The 16929-nt window shown below is 60.1% G+C and carries 15 protein-coding genes; 7 read left to right on the forward strand and 8 right to left on the reverse strand.

Annotated elements, in window-relative coordinates; all coding sequences use genetic code 11:
* Nucleotides 1–186 precede the first annotated feature (186 nt).
* Nucleotides 187–966: a glycosyltransferase family 25 protein gene (locus AB8880_09220; GenBank protein XDZ65104.1), complete on the reverse strand. Its 780-nt coding sequence runs from the start codon at nucleotides 964–966 to the stop codon at nucleotides 187–189.
* Between the two features lie 170 nt (nucleotides 967–1136).
* Here AB8880_09220 and AB8880_09225 point away from each other — a divergent pair, with 170 nt between their 5' ends.
* The 4 genes from AB8880_09225 to AB8880_09240 are packed head-to-tail and all read left to right on the forward strand — an operon-like array spanning nucleotide 1137 to nucleotide 5043.
* Nucleotides 1137–1853 carry a lysophospholipid acyltransferase family protein gene (locus tag AB8880_09225; GenBank protein XDZ65105.1) on the forward strand — a complete coding sequence of 239 codons (717 nt, stop codon included), beginning with the start codon at nucleotides 1137–1139 and terminating at the stop codon, nucleotides 1851–1853.
* The gene (locus AB8880_09230) at nucleotides 1850–3151 is read left to right on the forward strand and encodes a 3-deoxy-D-manno-octulosonic acid transferase (GenBank protein ID XDZ65106.1); all 1302 of its coding nucleotides are present in this window, start codon (nucleotides 1850–1852) and stop codon (nucleotides 3149–3151) included. The genes AB8880_09225 and AB8880_09230 overlap by 4 nt, the downstream gene beginning before the upstream one ends.
* Entirely contained in the window at nucleotides 3148–4137 is a 990-nt protein-coding gene (gene lpxK / locus AB8880_09235) for a tetraacyldisaccharide 4'-kinase (GenBank protein XDZ65107.1), read from the forward strand. The genes AB8880_09230 and lpxK overlap by 4 nt, the downstream gene beginning before the upstream one ends.
* Nucleotides 4138–4146: 9 nt before the next feature.
* Nucleotides 4147–5043, forward strand: a complete 897-nt coding sequence (locus tag AB8880_09240) for a lysophospholipid acyltransferase family protein (GenBank protein ID XDZ65108.1) — start codon at nucleotides 4147–4149, stop codon at nucleotides 5041–5043.
* A gap of 9 nt (nucleotides 5044–5052) precedes the next feature.
* Here AB8880_09240 and xseA read toward each other — a convergent pair whose 3' ends face one another.
* Nucleotides 5053–6657 (reverse strand): exodeoxyribonuclease VII large subunit, encoded by a 1605-nt coding sequence (gene xseA / locus AB8880_09245; protein XDZ65109.1) that lies wholly within the window; start codon nucleotides 6655–6657, stop codon nucleotides 5053–5055.
* A 54-nt stretch (nucleotides 6658–6711) separates the two neighbouring features.
* On the opposite strand from xseA, the gene purD reads away from it, so the two are divergent.
* Nucleotides 6712–7974 carry a phosphoribosylamine--glycine ligase gene (gene purD, locus AB8880_09250; protein ID XDZ65110.1) on the forward strand — a complete coding sequence of 421 codons (1263 nt, stop codon included), beginning with the start codon at nucleotides 6712–6714 and terminating at the stop codon, nucleotides 7972–7974.
* Here the strand turns inward: purD and AB8880_09255 are convergent.
* The gene (locus tag AB8880_09255) at nucleotides 7971–8432 is read right to left on the reverse strand and encodes a nucleoside deaminase (GenBank protein XDZ65111.1); all 462 of its coding nucleotides are present in this window, start codon (nucleotides 8430–8432) and stop codon (nucleotides 7971–7973) included. The two genes, purD and AB8880_09255, sit on opposite strands and share 4 nt — an antisense overlap.
* Nucleotides 8433–8546: 114 nt before the next feature.
* Between AB8880_09255 and AB8880_09260 the strand changes: the two genes are divergently transcribed.
* A complete protein-coding gene (locus AB8880_09260) occupies nucleotides 8547–9584 on the forward strand; it encodes a pseudouridine synthase (GenBank protein XDZ65112.1) in 1038 nt (345 codons plus the stop codon).
* On the forward strand, nucleotides 9535–10107 hold the full coding sequence (locus tag AB8880_09265) for an RsmD family RNA methyltransferase (protein XDZ65113.1): 573 nt from the start codon (nucleotides 9535–9537) through the stop codon (nucleotides 10105–10107). Before AB8880_09260 ends, AB8880_09265 begins: the two co-directional genes overlap by 50 nt.
* Nucleotides 10108–10111: 4 nt before the next feature.
* Here the strand turns inward: AB8880_09265 and mutL are convergent, their stop codons facing one another.
* The 5 genes from mutL to ribF are packed head-to-tail and all read right to left on the reverse strand — an operon-like array spanning nucleotide 10112 to nucleotide 16810.
* Nucleotides 10112–11953 (reverse strand): DNA mismatch repair endonuclease MutL, encoded by a 1842-nt coding sequence (gene mutL / locus AB8880_09270; GenBank protein XDZ65114.1) that lies wholly within the window; start codon nucleotides 11951–11953, stop codon nucleotides 10112–10114.
* 3 nt (nucleotides 11954–11956) lie between these two features.
* Nucleotides 11957–12484: a DUF3035 domain-containing protein gene (locus AB8880_09275; GenBank protein ID XDZ65115.1), complete on the reverse strand. Its 528-nt coding sequence runs from the start codon at nucleotides 12482–12484 to the stop codon at nucleotides 11957–11959.
* The gene (gene lspA, locus AB8880_09280; GenBank protein ID XDZ65116.1) at nucleotides 12481–13011 is read right to left on the reverse strand and encodes a signal peptidase II; all 531 of its coding nucleotides are present in this window, start codon (nucleotides 13009–13011) and stop codon (nucleotides 12481–12483) included. The genes AB8880_09275 and lspA overlap by 4 nt, the downstream gene beginning before the upstream one ends.
* Complete coding sequence (gene ileS / locus AB8880_09285) at nucleotides 13011–15818, reverse strand: isoleucine--tRNA ligase (protein ID XDZ65117.1); 2808 nt, start codon at nucleotides 15816–15818, stop codon at nucleotides 13011–13013. The genes lspA and ileS overlap by 1 nt, the downstream gene beginning before the upstream one ends.
* Before the next feature lie 2 nt (nucleotides 15819–15820).
* On the reverse strand, nucleotides 15821–16810 hold the full coding sequence (ribF, locus tag AB8880_09290) for a riboflavin biosynthesis protein RibF (GenBank protein ID XDZ65118.1): 990 nt from the start codon (nucleotides 16808–16810) through the stop codon (nucleotides 15821–15823).
* Nucleotides 16811–16929 lie beyond the last annotated feature (119 nt).

Here is a 16929-nt window from a genome sequence, read left to right on the forward strand (position 1 = left end):
ACGGGGTGATTGACCTGCGGAAGATCGCCTGAAAAAAAGACGGGCGGGCGCAAACAGCAACGAAAACCAATGTGATACTTGAAACAAACGCATCAAAAACTGCAAAAACTGAATTAAACCTGATCAGACGTGATAGATACCCTATTCCATTTTTACCCTGAGGGGGACTATTCTTTGGTCATGTGTTCATGCGCTTCCTCCATGAGCCAGCCGCGCCTTGATGCGGGAGACATAACCCGGGAAGCAAAGTCGCTTTCGCATCGAGTCGCTGGCCCGGATGAAACGTCGGGAGATCCGGTGCCGGATCCGGTCATCGGGCCAGAGGGGGACATTTGAATATCCGATGGTTGAGGTCCTTCCATCTTCGGCAAAAAGAGGCGGCAGGAGGTGAAGGACCTGACGGTCATGGTGCCACCAGTGATGTATCAGGAAATCCACTTCCGTGCTGAAGCGGTGGGGATGATCAAGAAAAGTCCGGGCGGCTTCTTTCGTGATAAAATAGCTTTCCAGACCAAAATCGTTATACCGCATGGCATACAATCCCGCATCCCCGGCCATATCCTTCACCTTGACACGTTTGAGGTTTTCGCGCCGGTTTGAGAGGATGACCACATCGAGCTGATCGGCCATCTCCACCACCCCCCTAATGCGAGGCATGATATCGTCTTGTATCGGCCCGGCATCATCTTCGAAAATGAACGCGAAGGGCGCATCACCGGCCAGAAGCGCTTCCCATGCCTTGAAATGGCTGAGCGTACATCCCATCGCATTATCCTGCATCATCGAGGCGGTGATATATTGACGCCCGGAATTCAGAAAGGGTGATTTTTCGGCGTCGCTTAAGGTTGATCCCCGCACGGCGTCAATGAAGACAGGATCAAAGCCTATGCCAAGAAACCTCTCTTTCAACAGGTTGCGGCGGTCGCTGTTCTCTTTGAAACATATGATAAAAGCCTGAACATGCATGGAGCAAATTATCCATCTCAGCAACAAATAGATTGAAAAATCACTCGTATTTCTGTTTTTCTATCTCATGCGGCCGAAGGCGGCAATTCTTTTCAAGCTTTGGGGGAATTCGTGCTAGGTTTGCCTGATCCGGGCAGATTACGCCCTGTTTTGGTCGAGCAGGTTCGCTGATGGCATCATGGTTGAAAAGCCCCCAGGGTATCAGAACAACGTCCCGCGTCAGTGGTCTTGCGCTTGGGATGCTGCTGAAAACCATCCGCTGGCAGAAGATTGATCAGGGCGGGCTTGCTTTCCTTGAAACCTCCGGCGAGGCGGCGATCATCGTCAACTGGCATTGCCGGCTTCTGGCCATTCCGTCGATGCTTGGCCACCGCTTTCCCACCGCCTATATCATCTCAGCCTCGAACGACGGCCAGCTGATCTCCGGCACGGTTTCAGGCCTCGGCATTGAGACGATCTGGGGCTCACGCAGCAAGGGGGCGATCACCGGCTACCGGGAGATGCGGCGGCGGCTGGCTTCGGGAAAACATGTCGGCATCACCCCGGATGGCCCACGCGGTCCGGCCCGGGAAGCTGCCGCCGGTGCCATCACCCTTGCCCATGCAAGCGGGGCGCCGATCATCCCTGTCGCCTGGTCCACCCGGCGGATGCGGCGGCTCGACACCTGGGACAGGCTGGCGATCCCCGGAGCTTTCAGTTCCGGCGTGCAATGCTGGGGGGAGGCATTCCGCCTGCCGGAAGACGCATCACCCGCCAGGCTTGAGGATGCCAGACTCGATCTTGAAAACAGGCTCAACGACATCACGGCAAGCGCCGATGCCCATTTCGGGCACCCCCGGGATGATGCGGAACACCGCTATGGTATCAGCAAGGAAAAACGTGGATGAATGCAATTGCCCTTCATGGCTATCGCTTTCTGGTGACGCTGATCAGCCCGCTGCTGCCGATCTATCTGTGGCTGCGGTCCCTCAAGGGCAAGGAAGATAAATCGCGGCTTCAGGAACGGTTTGGCAAAGCTTCGCAGCCGCGCCCCGACGGGGTTTTGCTCTGGCTCCATGGCGCCAGCGTCGGTGAAACCGTCTCCTCCCTTGCCCTTGCCCGGGCCGTGCTGAAAGCAAGGCCGGACGCCATGATCCTCATCACCTCAGGGACGGTTACCTCGGCTGAAATGGTTGAGGAAAGACTCCACCAGATGGGCATGGAGGCGCAGGTCATCCATCAATATATTCCGCTTGATGTGCCCCATTGGGTCCGGCGGTTTCTGCGCCATTGGCGTCCTGACATTGCCATTATCCTTGAAACCGAAATCTGGCCTTCGCTGATTGTCGAAACCGACAATGCCGGTATTCCTGTTCTGCTCGCCTCGGCCCAGCTTTCCGCCAGATCCTTCCGTCTGTGGTCGGGGGCGGGGCGACGGCTTGCGCGGGTGATTTTCCCGAAAATTCATACGGTTTTTGCCGTCGATCCGCATCATGCAAGCAAGTTTTCATCCCTTGAAAATCCGCCGCAGCGGGTGCAGGTCATGGGATCGATGAAAACCGCCGCCGGGCCGCTGCCGGATATCCCTCTCCTTCAGGATGCGCTCAACAGATGCGCTGACGGACGACAGATCATCCTGCTTGCATCCAGTCATGAAGGTGAGGAAACCCTCTTTCTTGAGGTCATGGAAAGGCTTGGCGGGCCAGATCAGTTTCTCGGCATTATTGCGCCTCGTCATATTGACCGCGCCAAAGCCATCCATGCCGAGATCACTGCCCGGGGCGAGGCGGCAAATCTTCGCTCACAGCAGCGCTGGCCTGAACGTGATCACCGCTTCTGGATCGCCGACCAGATGGGCGAGATGGGAGGATTGTTCCGGGCAGCCGACGTGATCGTGCTGGGCGGCGCCTTTGCCCGGCTTGGCGGGCATAACCCGATGGAGGCGGCAGCCCTCGGCAAAGGCGTGATCAGCGGGACGCATGTGTTCAAGAACACCGCTGCCTTCCGTCTTCTCAAAGACCGTGGCGGCGTGATCTTTGCGGATACGGCAAAGGATATCGCCGCCGCTATTACCGACCTCACCTCATCGGCAACCCGCCGGTCCAGCCTCAATAAAGGGGCTGTAAACGCCTACCGTATGGTGGCGGGAAAGGCCGATGAACTGGCGGGGCAAATCCTCCAACTTGTCCGGAAGGGGGACGAATGATGCCGAAAACACCTTTCTTCTGGTATCGCGGGGACTTGGCGGCCCGGCTGGTGAGCTTCTTTTTCATGCCCGCGGCCCTCCTCTTCCGGGCAGCCTCGTTGTTGCGGCGCGCCGGAAGACATCCCTACACCTCCCCGCTGCCGGTGATTGCCATTGGAAATATTACCGCAGGCGGCACCGGCAAAACCCCCCTCGTGGCAGCTCTTGCCGTTGCGGCCCGCAAACGTCGATACCGGCCGGTCATCCTGACCCGCGGGCATGGCGGAACTCTCATCGGGCCGGTGCTTGCGGGCCGACGCCACACCGCCACCGAGATCGGGGATGAGGCACGGATGCTGAGTGAACTCGCGCCTGTTGTTATTGCCCGTGACCGCACCGCAGGCGCAAGGCTGATCGAAGATCAGGCCCTCGGTGATCTGATCCTGATGGATGACGGTCTTCAGAACCCCTCGATCAGGCCCCGCGCCGCCGTGCTTGTCTTCAAGGGCAGTCTCGGGGTCGGGAACGGGCAGATCATCCCGGCAGGTCCGTTGCGCGAGACGCTGCGCGCCGGGCTTGCCCGCGTCGATGCCGTCGCCATGACCGGCCCGGATGAAACCGGACTTATCGGCAGAATCCGCGAAATTGCCCCTGATCTTCCCTTATTCACCATCACCCGTTCCTTATGCGCCGGGGATTGCGCCGCGCTTACGGGCCGCAAGGTTATCGCCTTTGCCGGCATCGGCGATCCCGACGGGTTTTTTGACATGCTTGCCGCGGCTGGCATTGAGCTTGCGGCAACCCGAAGCTTTCCCGATCACCATCCTTTCCCTGACGATGACATCACCCGTCTCAAAGCCTTGGCGAAAGAGCACGGGGGCATATTGGCAACCACGGAAAAGGATTTCATGCGGCTGCCGCCACCGGCCCGGCAGAACATCCGCTCTGTCCGCCTTGAAACACGGCCTGATCCGCAACTGATAGACAAGCTGCTGCCGCGCCGCTAGAACAACATCATGCGTCATGATCTGATCAAACGATTTCGGCAATGGATTGGCTGGCCCATCGAGGCGGTTTTTGTCTACACCCTTGCCGGGGTGATACGGTTGCTGCCGGCGCAGGTTGCCTCGGCATTAGGCGGCGCGATCGCCGGTATTTTCGGGCCTGTTTCATCCTGGTCCTGGCGCAGTCTTTTCAACCTCAGCTACGCCATGCCGGAGATGACCGCGGAAGAACGCCGCCAGATCAACCGGAAGATGTGGGTCAATCTCGGCCGCGTGGTCGGGGAATTTTTCCATATCCATCATCTGATCCATTCACCCCGCGTCATCTATGAAGGGCTTGAGCATATCGAGGCCAACAAGGACAGGGGCGGGCTTCTGATCGGTGCCCATCTCGCCAACTGGGAGCTCGTCGGCACCCCGCCGATGAAACTGGGCCTGCCGGTGAGCGCGGTTTTCAGGCCAACCAACAACCCGCTGGTGGCCCGCCTGCTCCGGCAACGGAACGCGGTCTATCACAGGATGTATGAAAAAGGCCGCCCCGGGGCCCGCGGCATCAACGCAACCATCCGGCAGAAAGCCTTTTTCGCGATCCTGGTGGACCAGAAACTCCGCGAAGGCATGATGCTTGATTTTTTCGGCCATAAAGCCTCGACGCCGGTGGCCCATGTCAAGATCGCGCTCAAGGAAAAGGCACCGATCTATCTTGTCCGGGTGGTGCGCGGCAACGGATGCCGGTTCCGGGTGATCGTCTCCCCGTTTGAGGTCATGCCCGGCGATGACGTCGCCTCCATCGCCACCCGCATCAATACCGAGATAGAAAACTGGATCAGGCAATGCCCGGATCAATGGCTGTGGCCACATCGCCGCTGGCCCGCCAGCAAGGGCGAAACACCGGACATGACGGAATAACCCGGGCGGCTAGAAAAGATCCTGCTGGCCGCCATCATCCTTGCCGCCTTTCGGCCGCGGCTTCGGTTTTTTCCCGAGGTCACCTTCCGGAGACGGGGCGGAGATATCGCCGCCCAGCACCGCCTGACGTTGCCCATCCCCGAGCCGGAGCGTAACTTCCGTTCCGTCTTCATACTGGCTTGAGGATTTCATGACCTGGGCATCCGGGCCGGTGACCAGCGCAAATCCCCGATCAAGCACTTTCTGGAAGGATGACGCGTCGAGCAGGCGGCTGGCCTGGCCAAGACGTGATTCGGCACGGCTCAGGGTGCTGGCGATCAGGGTATCGATTTTCTGGGCAGCAAGATCAAGCCTTGTATTTGCCGCCGCAATCTGCACCGCCGGAGCCGGCAGGCGTTCCGCCATATTCGTCAACCGCGCCTGAAGAGAGGTGAGCCGCCGCCCCATGGCATCGATGGACCGGTCATCAAGCCGCGCCAGCCGGTCTGCCGCCGAAGCAAGCAGACGTTCAGGCGAGATGAGCCTTTCGCCGAGACGGTCAAGCGCGGCCTTGCGATCGGCAAGCTGCGCCATCATGGTCCGGTCAAGCGCCGCCAGCGCAAGGTCAAGCTGCTGGCTTTTCGTTGACAAAAGCATATCCGGATCACCAAGCGCGCGATTTAGGCTTTGCGTCCGTTCACGCGCACGTTCGATGATCTGCCCCATGGAGCGGTAAAGGCGTGCTTCGCTGTCGCTCAGGCGGGCGCGGAGTTCGGATGCCACCGGGGTTGCCATTTCGGCCGCCGCCGTCGGCGTCGGAGCCCGCCTGTCGGCGGCAAAATCTATCAGGGTTGTGTCGGTTTCATGCCCGACCGCGGAAATCACCGGCAGGCGGCAGGCGGCAACGGCACGGACAACACTTTCGGCGTTAAATGCCATGAGATCCTCAAGCGACCCGCCTCCCCTTGCGACAATCAGCAGATCCGGCAGGGGAATATCAGCCCGCGGTGTATCGATGAGCGCGTCAAACCCGTTGATGGCGGCGGTGATTTCCTCTTCAGCACGCTGGCCCTGCACCAGCACCGGCCAGACCAGCACCCGCACCGGAAACCTCTCTTCCAGACGATGCAGAATATCGCGAATCACCGCCCCGGTCGGGCTGGTGACCACCCCGATCACCCCGGGCAGGGACGGCACGGGTTTTTTCAGCCCGTCATCGAACAGCCCTTCGGCGGCGAGACGCCGGCGGCGTTCTTCAAGCTGCTTGAGCAGGGCCCCTTCCCCGGCAAGCTCGATATCCTGAACGATGATCTGGTATTTCGAGCGCCCGGGATAGGTGGTGAGTTTGCCCGTCACAATCACTTCAAGCCCTTCTTCAGGCTCGACCCTGAGCCGTCCTGCCATGGTTTTCCAGCAGACCGCATCAAGGGTTGCGGTATCGTCCTTGAGGGTGAAATAGACATGACCAGAGGCCGCCCTTGTGGGACGTGATATTTCTGCCCGCACACGAACATGGTCAAAGACACTCTCGATCGTCTGCTTGAGAGACCGGGAAAGCTCGCTCAGCGAAAAAACGGCCTGATTGTCCGGTGTGGGTGGAAGCGCATCGTCCTGCATGATATGAAGAATAGGCAATTCCAGCCCAAGGTCAACGACAGGCCCAGGGTAAACGACAGGAAAGTGAAAATTATGCATGTGCTTGTTATCGGTTCTGGCGGACGTGAACATGCGCTGGTGGATGCGATCGACCGTTCCCCCCTCACCAGCCGGATCAGTGTTGCCCCGGGCAATCCGGGGATGATTTCCATGGCTGAACGGCCGGATCTCAAGGCAGATGATCCTGAGGCCATCATCTCCTTTGCCCGTGCCGAAGCCGTCGATCTCGTGGTCATCGGCCCCGAAGCGCCCCTGGTGGCGGGTCTCGCCGATACGCTCAACACGGCCGGGATCCCGACATTCGGGCCAAGCGCCGAGGCCGCAAAACTAGAAGGCTCAAAAGCCTTTTCACGGGAATTCTGCGCCCGCCACAACATCCCCCAGCCACGATTTGCCCGGTTCACGGACAGCGCCGCCGCCCTCGCCCATCTGCAGGAGACCTGTCCGGACCAGGGGGTCGTGATCAAGGCCGATGGCCTTGCCGCGGGCAAGGGCGTCGTGGTGGCTGATACCCTGAAAGAGGCCGAGGATGCCGTGCGGATGATGCTCGATGATGCGGGTTTTGGCGATGCCGGAAGCGCCATCCTCATCGAAGAGCGTATTGCCGGCACCGAAGCTTCCCTCTTTGCCCTTGTCGATGGGCATGATGCGGTTTTTCTCGGCAGCGCCCAGGATTACAAACGCGCTTATGACGGCGACAAGGGGCCCAATACCGGCGGGATGGGGGCGATTTCACCTGCCCCCAGACTGACCCCTGCCCTGCAGCAGGAAGCGTGGGAGAAGATCGTCCTGCCGGTGGTCCGGGGCATGGAAGCCGAAGGCAGGCCCTATCGCGGCTTTCTCTATGCCGGGCTGATGCTGACGGATAAAGGCCCGCAAGTCATCGAATTCAATTGCCGTTTCGGTGATCCCGAAGCCGAAGTGATACTGCCGCGGCTCAAATCTGATCTGCTGTCGGCCATGCTGACGGCCATGGAAGCCGGCCTGAGGCATGCCGATCTCCGCTTTGAAGACAAGGTGGCGGTGACCGTGATCATGGCCAATGGCGGCTATCCCGGCCATACCGACAAGGGCGCCGTGATCCATGGTCTTGAGGCCGAGATGGCAAATACCATGGTCTTTCATGCCGGCACCGATAGAGATGAGGAAGGCCAGATCATCGCAACAGGTGGACGGGTGCTGGCGGTAACAGGGCTTGGCGGGGATGCGGCAGAAGCAAGACAGAACGCCTATGACCGGCTCGGCCAGATCACCTGGGACAGGGTCATGTATCGCCGCGACATCGCCGCAGGCTAGCGGCGCGCCCTGAAAAATTCACGCAAGAGCCGGGCAGAATCCTCTGCCTTGATGCCGCCATAGATCTCCGGTTCATGATGACAGGTGGGATGGCTGAAAACACGGGGCCCATGGGCAACACCGCCGGATTTCGGATCATCGGCGCCGTAATAGAGACGCCGGAGTCTGGCCTGGGCGATTGCCCCGGCGCACATCGGGCAGGGTTCGAGCGTCACCCAGAGATCACATTCAGCCAGCCGCGTTGAACCCAGGGCATGAGCCGCAGCCCGGATGGCGAGAATCTCGGCATGGGCGGTCGGGTCCTTGTCACGTTCGACACGGTTTGCCTCGGCGGCAAGAATGGCCCCATCCGTTGCGGTGATCACCGCCGCCACCGGCACTTCACCGCTCAATGCAGCCTGACGCGCGAGGTCAAGCGCGGTGGCCATGGCGTTGTTCTGATACTGGCTGCCGGTCATGAAAGGCCCCTTTCGAGAACAAAGATCATCGCATATTTTTTCAACCTGGGCTATGGTCGGGGGGGCTATGTCGGGGAACTATGGTCAAAGGGCTGTGGTCAAGGCAAGGATATCATGATGAGCGAGAATATTTCACGCGGCCGCAAGCCAAAGACCAGAACATCCGGCAAATCTGCCCGATCCCCGCGCACACCGGTCCCGTCTTTACTGGCGCGTCTGTTCGGAAGCGAAGATGCCGGCCCGCAACGGCTGGCCAAGGCGATGGCCGCCGCCGGGCTTTGCTCACGCCGGGATGCAGAAAGCTGGATCGCCGCCGGCAGGGTTGAAGTCAATGGCAGGCAGCAACTGTCGCCGGCGTTGAACGTCACGGCCGATGATGAAATCCGTGTTGACGGCACCCCGATCAATCCTCCCGACACGCCGCGTCTGTGGCGATATTACAAACCACGCGGGCTGATTGTCAGCCACCGGGACGAACAGGGGCGGAAGACTATTTTTGAACATCTGCCGGATCATCTGCCCCGGCTCATCAGCATCGGGCGGCTTGATCTTGATTCCGAAGGCCTGATCCTTCTGACCAATAACGGCGATCTTGCCCGCCATCTTGAATTGCCCGATACCGGATGGACACGGAAATACCGGGTCCGGGTCCGGGGGCAGGTTGACAGCACAAAGCTTGCCGCCCTCAGGGACGGGATCACGATTGACGGGGTGTCCTATCGCGGGGTACTGGCCCAGCTGGACCGGCAGGCCGCGAGCAATGCCTGGCTGACCATCGCGCTCAAGGAAGGCAAGAACAGGGAAATCCGGCGCATCATGGACCATCTGGGATACAGTGTCAGCCGCCTCATTCGGATTTCCTACGGGCCGTTCACGCTCAACACGCTCGAAGAAGGCAGCCTTGAAGAGGTGCGTCCGGCGATACTCCGGGATCAGCTCGGCCTGCCGCGCATCACCGAAGCTGAAAAAAACTCCCCTTCCAGACCAGATAAAGGATCACCGGCAAAAGCACCGGGGCGGTCATCTGCCGGATCATCATCCGGATCAGGGCCCGGTTCAAGACGGAACAAGCCCGGAAACCCCCAAAGAGGAGATCGCAGCAATGCGGATCATCAGCGGAAAGCGCCGCGGCGCCATCCTCGCGGCACCTGAAGGCGGGGCGGTCCGGCCGACGGCGGATCGCGTGCGTGAAGGTCTTTTCAACACCCTTCTCGGCGGACGCTTCGGCAAACCCCTTGATGTTCCCGTGGTCGCGGATATCTTTGCCGGCGCCGGCACCATGGGGCTTGAAGCCTGGTCCCGTGGCGCAAGGCAGGTCATGTTCGTTGAGAACAACACCGAAGCGCTGGCAGCATTGCGGCGCAATATCGAGAAATGCAACACGAACGACGCGACCTTTGTCCTCCCCCGGGATGCGACGCGGAAACTGGCCTGGCCCGCCGCGCCTGCCGGGCTTCTGTTTCTTGACCCCCCCTGGCGAAAAACCCCGGATGATCCGGATCTGGCGAGGCTGGCGCTTGAAAATTTCATCCAGCTCGGACTGGTTGCGCCTGCGGCCCTGATCAGCATTGAGCATGATCATCGCTCCCCGCCGGATCTGCCCGCAAGGATAAGCCTGCTTGAAACCCGGAAATGGGGGAAATCCGCCTGCACCATCGCCCGCTATGACGGCTAGAGATCTAGCGGCGGCGGAACAGCGTCTCAATCTCACCAAGGCTGAGGGAAATCCACGTCGGCCGGCCGTGATTGCACTGGCCTGAACGTGGCGTGATTTCCATTTCCCGGAGCAGGGCGTTCATTTCATCTGCCGTGAGAACACGTCCCGCCCGCACCGAGCCATAACAGGACATGGTGGCAAGCACATGGTTGATCTTCTCTTCAAGGATGGTGCTGCTGCCGAGTTCCGCGAGTTCTTCGGCGATATCAAGGAGCATGGCGCTGGCGCTGCCCTCCCCCAGGAGGGCCGGCACTTCACGAACCAGCACCGCGCCATCACCAAAGGCTTCCACCACCAGGCCGAGATCAGCCAGCATCTCCTGATGATCAAGGATCAAGGCGGCTTCCGCCCGGCCCGGTTCCACCACTTCAGGCAGGAGCAGAATCTGGCGGGCAATTCCTTCCTCGGCCCGTGCTGTTTTCATCTTTTCCAGCACCAGTCTTTCATGGGCGGCGTGCTGATCGACCAGCACAATCCCGTCGCCGGTTTCCGCCACGATATAGGTCTTGTGAATCTGGGCCCGGGCAGCGCCAAGCGGGTATTTCCCTTGATCTGTGAGATGTTCATCACCTGCATCTGGAACCGCGGGCGGGCGAGCACCGGGCATGGCCTGCATGCCTTCGGCAAGCCCTGAAGTCTGGCCGGAACTCTCCGCTCTCGCGGGATTCCAGGATTGCCATGATCCGGCCGACCCGCCAGATCGCGCCCCTCCGCCTCCCCAGGATGGAAACGGCCGCGTGGTCCCGGCGCGGAGACGTTCGAGCATCTCGCCGCCACCCGCCGCCGTCGCCTGCTGGCTTGCCCCGGCAAGCGCCGCCTGAAGCGCCCCGATGACAAGCCCGCGAATATGCCCGGCATCACGAAAGCGAACCTCGCTCTTGGCCGGATGCACGTTGACATCCACATCACCCGGCGGCAGATCAAGAAAAAGCACCACCGCCGGATGCCTGCCCCGGGGCAGGGTATCTCCATAGGCGGCGCGCACCGCCCCCAGCCACTGGCGATCCCGGACCGGACGCCCGTTGACGAAAAGATGCATCGCCGCCGTGGTGGGGCGGTTGAACGTCGGCAGACCGGCAAAACCTTGGAGCCTCACCTCATCCCGCCTGGCATCGATACGCACCGCTTCATCGGCGAAAACCGCCCCCATGATATCACGCATGCGCAGCCGGGAGGCTTCGGCCGGATCAAGATTGGTCCGGGCGGGCAGGTCAAGCACCGTGCGGCCGGATTCAAGCAGCATAAAAGCAATACCCGGATGCGCCATGCCCAGCCGCTTGATCATATCGGCGCAATGCGCCCCTTCGGCGCGGGCGGATTTGAGAAACTTGAGCCGCGCCGGCACGGCGGCAAAGAGATGGCGGATTTCAACCCGTGTTCCGGCGGATCGCGAGGCCGGCTCCGGGCGTTGCACCGTGCCGTTATCCACGGTGATCATCCATCCCTGATCACTGGCAGTGGCACGGCTGATCAGCGTCATGGTGCTCACCGAGCCGATCGATGGCAGCGCCTCCCCCCGGAAACCGAAGAACGCGATCTTGGCAATATCATCTTCAGGCAGTTTGGACGTGGCATGGCGCTGCACCGCCAGGCTGAGCGCCTCCTGATCCATCCCCATGCCGTTATCGTCAACACTGACCCCGTCGAGCCCGCCATTGCGCAGATGGATCTCAATCCGGCTGGCCCCGGCATCGATGGCATTTTCGACCAGTTCCTTGACCGCGCTTGCCGGACGTTCGACCACCTCACCGGCGGCTATCTGGTTGACGATCGTGTCAGGCAGCAATCGGATCAGGGATTCCATCACCTACTCAATGGCAATCGGGGTCTTTTCCACCGGATCAACCGCAGGCGTCGGCGTGGCGGTTACCGATTCCCCTGCCTCGATGGCCTTGCGGATACGCTCCGCTTCCTGGGCGGCCGAAAGATTGGGCCCGACATTGGGCTGGCCACCGAAGAGAATCTGTATCGGCAGGCGGCGATCAAGCTGAACGCCGAGGGTTTCCTCATCGATCTTCTCCCGGATATCGGGATCCACCCCGTCGGTACCGAAGAGCGCATCAAACGAAGAGGCATCTGCCCGGGCGGTGCTGGTGAAGATCTTGTCGGTCTGGCTCACCGCATCATTGGTGGCGGGGCCCGCGGTTTCGATCTCTTCATCGCCGGGACGAAGATTGAAATTGGGCGGCAGGGTCAGCGGCGGGCGAACGACAACCTGAAATTCATCCGGTGACTTCTTGGCCTTGCCGATCGCTTCATCAAAGCTTGTGCATCCCGCCAGCATCAGGCTTGCACCAAGCACTGGCATAACGAGGAATCCATGTGGCATTTTCATTCCTTACCATCTCCTTCGCTGGCCCCGTCACCGGCATTGGTGCCGGTATGATCGCGCCGTCTTTCCAGCAGGCTTGCCAGCAGGATCAACCCAGCCCCGCCGGTGATAGCCATATCCGCTACATTAAAGGCTGGCCAGTGCCATTGGCCAGCATAAAGATCAATAAAATCGACAACTTTTCCATAGAATACCCGATCAAGAGCATTTCCGAAAGCACCTCCTGCCATCCCTTGGGCACCGAGACGTGCAAGGCGCTCCCAGTTCCGCGCGTAAAACGGCAGCCCGATCCCGATCGCAAAGGCGAAAGCCGCCAGCAGAACAGGCACGAACCCGCCTTCATGCTGAAGCATGCCGAAACTGATCCCCGGATTCCATACCGGCACCAGATTGAGGAAAGGCAGAACCTCGATGCTTCGGGGCGGGAAGAAAAGGTGATTGAGCGCAAGCTGTTTGGTCAGCACATCAACAAGGACAATCGCCGCCACCGGCACAAAAAGCCGGGCAAGGCTTCCGCCCCGTTCCGGCATCAGGCCGCATCCATGGTGTCGATAACATCCGCGCAACGGCCGCAAAGTCCATCCTCTTCGGCCGGCACTTCGGGCAGGATCTTCCAGCAGCGCTGGCATTTTTCACCTTCGGCAAGATCGACAACCACCCCGATCAGGGCATCATCTTCGGCAAGGAAAGCTTCCAGAGGTGGCGGGCCTGCCACCAGTTCCGCCGCCGAAGTGATGAAGATATCCGCCGCATCAAGCCCGGCAAACGCCTCGATGATTTCAGCCGGAGCATAAAGCCTTGGATGGGCCTGGAGCGAGGATTTCACTTCCCCTGCCGCGCGCATCTTTTCAATCGCGCCGGTCACCACCAGACGGGCGGCCCTGATCCGGGACCAGCGTTCGGCCAGATCCGGGCTTGCCCAGCTATCGGGCAGAACGGGCCAGATCTCGAAATGGACTGATCTTTCAGGGTCGCCATATCGCGTCTGCCAGGCTTCTTCCGCCGTGAAACACAGGATCGGGGCCAGCCACGGCACCAGGCAATGGAACAGATGGTCCATGACCGTGCGACAGGACCGGCGCTCGATACTGTCATCTGCATCGCAATAGAGCATGTCCTTGCGGATATCGAAATAGAAAGCCGACAGATCGGTATTGCAGAAATGATGCAGGGTGGTGAATACCTGATGGTAGTCATGGCCTTCGATTGCCTTGCGGATGGTCTTGTCGGTCTGATAAAGACGATCGAGCACCCAGCGTTCCAGTTCAGGCATGGCTTCGGGTTCAACCCGCTCGGCTTCGGTGAACCCGTCAAGGCTGCCCAGAATATAGCGGAAAGTGTTGCGCAGACGGCGGTAATGATCCACCTGCCGCTGCAGGATTTCCTTCCCGATCCGGAGATCATCGTAATAATCGGAATTGGCCACCCAGATGCGCAGGATATCGGCCCCGTTCTCCTTGATCACCTCCTGCGGGGTGACGGTGTTGCCAAGGGATTTGGACATTTTCCTGCCCTGCTCATCGAGAACAAAGCCATGTGTCAGCACGCTGTTATACGGCGCCCGGCCGCGGGTTCCGCAGGATTCGAGCAGCGAGGAATGGAACCAGCCGCGATGCTGGTCCGAGCCTTCGAGATACATATCCGCGGGCCAGGACATATCCTCGTTGCCTTCGAGGAGAAACGCGTGGGTTGAGCCGCTGTCGAACCAGACATCGACGATATCGGTCACCTGCTCGTATTCGGCCGGATCATGATCCGGGCCGAGGAAACGCTCAGGCGGGCTGCTGAACCAGGCATCGGCGCCTTCCAGTTCAAAGGCTTCAGCCACCCGGTCAATGACGCCCTGATCACGCAGCGGCTCACCGCTGGCCTTATGGACAAAGACAGGAATAGGCACGCCCCAGGCACGCTGGCGGCTGATGCACCAGTCCGGACGGCCGGCAATCATGCTGGTCAGCCGGCTCTGCCCCGCCGGCGGGTAGAAAACGGTTTCGGAAAGAGCTTTGAGCGCCGTATCACGCAACCCGTGGCTTTCCATCGAAATGAACCATTGCGGCGTATTGCGGAAAATCAGCGGCGCGTGACTCCGCCAGGAATGGGGGTAGGAATGGGTGATCTTGCCGCGCCCGACCAGCCCGCCCTTTTCCGCCAGAATATCGGCGATGGCTTCATTATCCTTGAGCGCCGACATGCCGGCAAATAGCGGCAGATGCTCCATGATCCGGCCATCTGCCCCGACTGTTTCCGGCACCGGCACGCCATTGGCAATGCCGAGCAGGTAGTCTTCGGCGCCATGGCCCGGCGCGATATGGACAATCCCTGTTCCCTGATCGGTGGTGACGTAATCCGCGGCCAGCATCGGCACCTCATGGGTATAGCCCTCGCCATGGAGCGGATGCATGAGCACCGTTTCCGCAAAAGCGGCAGGCGGCACGCTGCCTTCATGTTCAAGGCTGGTGATCCCGCATTCATCCATCAGGCTGTCCTTGAGCGCATCGGCCAAGACAAGACGCTCACCTTCCCTTGCAAGAGACCCGTCGGCAATGCCGGTGACGCGATAAACGCCGTAGGCGATATCCTCACCATAGGCGGTGGCGCGGTTGCCCGGCATCGTCCAGGGGGTGGTCGTCCAGATGACAATGCTGGCCCCCTCAAGAAGAGCATGCCCTGCGGTCTTCACCGGGAAGCGGGCAAAAATCGTCGTCGAAGTACGGTCAAAATATTCGATTTCAGCTTCGGCCAGCGCGGTTTTCTCCACCGCCGACCACATCACCGGCTTGGAGCCGCGGAAAAGCGAGCCGTTCATCAGAAACTTGCCGATCTCGCGGGCAATGACGGCTTCGGAAGAATGCGCCATGGTCGTATAGGGATCAGCCCAGTTGCCCATCACCCCCAGTCGCTGGAATTCCTCGGACTGGATATTGAGCCAATGGGCGGCGAAATCGCGGCATTCCTTGCGGAATTCGACGATGGGCACCTCATCCTTATCAAGGCCTTTCTTGCGATAGCTTTCCTCGATCTTCCATTCGATGGGCAGGCCGTGGCAATCCCACCCCGGGACGTAATTGGCATCCTTGCCGATGGCGGATTGAAACCGGTTGATCAGATCCTTCAGGATCTTGTTGAGCGCATGGCCGATATGAAGATTGCCGTTGGCATAGGGCGGGCCGTCATGAAGGATGAACTTGGGGCATCCCTGACGTTTCTGCCTGAGTTTATCAAAGAATCCGATCTCATCCCACATGGCCTGGATTTCCGGCTCTTTCCTGGGCAGGCCGGCACGCATGGGAAAATCAGTCTTCGGCAGAAATACCGTGGCTTTGAGATCCTTTGTCATGATCACATCATTCCTGTGTTCTGGGCATGGAAGGCGCGCGCACTTTCCACATCCCGGGCAATCTGGTCCTTCAAGGCGTCCAGACCGTCAAAGGCCTGTTCGGGGCGAATAAAATCGAGCAGCATGACATTAAGCCGTTGCCCGTAAAGATCCCCATCATAGTCAAAAAGATGCACTTCCAACAAGACACCCCTGTCTTCCACGGTAGGGCGGCGTCCGATATTGGCAATACCCGCCACCAGCGGCGTCCCCGGGATATCCGCAAGGCGCACCAGCACCGTATAGACCCCGAAGGCAGGTTCCTGCATCATCCCGAGGCGGATATTGGCGGTGGGAAAGCCGATTGTCCGGCCGCGCTGATCTCCTTTTTCAACCGTGGCGCTGATCACATAGGGGCGGCCAAGCATCGCCCCGGCCAAAGGGACATCGCCGAGCGCCAGCGCTTTTCGGATACGGGTGGAGGATACCGCATCACCATCTTCGGCCAGCAGATCAACCGAACGGGCGGAAATGCCGACCGGCGCACCGATTTCGCGGATCATCTCCATGTCACCGCTGCGGTCATTGCCAAAGGCGAAATCCGCCCCGGCCAGCAGGGTCTTGACGCCGAGCGCGGGCAGGATCGAGGTGATGAAGTCTTCCGCGCTGGTCCCGCGCATGGCATCATCAAATCTGAGCCGGATGATCGCCGAAATTCCGGTCATGGCGAGGAATGCGTGTTTATCGATCTCATCGGCCAGGAAAAACCCCGGCTGATCCGGGCGAAAATAGAGCCGCGGATGCGGGGCAAAGGTGATCACCACCGGATCAAGCCCTGCCATGTCGCAGGCGCGGGCAATCAGGGCCTGATGGCCCCGATGCACGCCGTCGAAATTGCCGATGGCCGCCGCCCTGCCCCGATCTGCGGCAAGGGGCGCATCACCCACCGCCCAGTCAATCACCGGGATGGCGTTCACCTGATCGGTGGCAGGGAACAGAAAAGGCTTGGACATCGCGTGATCCATTGAGAAAAAACCCGTAGCAGAAGCAAAGATCATGTAGCAAAATTGAACCGGCTTGACTATACCTCACCTCGCCCATCCCTGAATTTCCCGTAAGGCCATGGCGCCAA

The sequence above is a fragment of the Alphaproteobacteria bacterium LSUCC0684 genome, from assembly GCA_041228335.1.
Classification (GTDB): Bacteria; Pseudomonadota; Alphaproteobacteria; order Puniceispirillales; family UBA1172.